Source organism: Pseudomonas sp. P5_A12 (genome assembly GCF_056400685.1).
This window is the reverse complement of record NZ_JBFUKU010000623.1, coordinates 1-647: the sequence shown is the minus strand read 5'-3', so window position 1 is coordinate 647 and position 647 is coordinate 1. Positions and strand designations below refer to the sequence as shown.

At 60.2% G+C, this 647-nt stretch carries 1 protein-coding gene; it reads right to left on the bottom strand.

Features of this window, described 5'->3' with window-relative positions; all coding sequences use genetic code 11:
* Nucleotides 1-73: 73 nt before the first annotated feature.
* A partial coding sequence (locus AC1DSG_RS31555; protein ID WP_477794355.1) for a DNA glycosylase AlkZ-like family protein occupies nucleotides 74-647 on the bottom strand: 574 nt, incomplete at its 5' end.

Here is a 647-nt window from a genome sequence, read left to right as displayed (position 1 = left end):
TCCCACATTAGACCGAGTCCATCTGAACAACTCGGTCKAATGTGGGAGCGGGCTTGCTCGCGAAGAGGCCGGCTCAATCACCACCAATCTGTGCCAATGCCACTCGCAACCGGGCCGCACTCACCCGCTGACAATTCAACTGCACCCGCTCAAGCCCCAACCAATCCGCCATCCGCCGCAGATTGACCGCCAAAGCCTGCATCCCTTCGTCATCCAGCCCCGACTCTTCCTCATGCACGGCGTGCACCGCCAACCGCCCCAACGCCCGCTCCGCCCGCAGATCCACCCGCGCAGCAATCCGTTCGTTGTGCAAAAACGGCAACACGTAATAACCGTAAACACGCTTGTCCTGCGGCGTGTAAATTTCCAGTCGATAGCGGAAATCGAACAATCGCTCGGTGCGACTGCGCTCCCAGATCAGCGAGTCAAACGGTGAAAGCAACGCACTGGCCTCGACCTTGCGCAGCACCTTGGGCTCGGGCAGGCAATAAGCCAGTTGCCGCCAGCCTTGCACTTCGCAGGTCAGCAACGCCCCCGCTTCGACCAATTCCGCCAGACGCGGACGACTGTCTGCCGGGTTCAAGCGAAAATAGTCCCGCAGATCCTTTTCCGTGCCGATACCCAACGCTGTCGCCGCGTGCAATAAC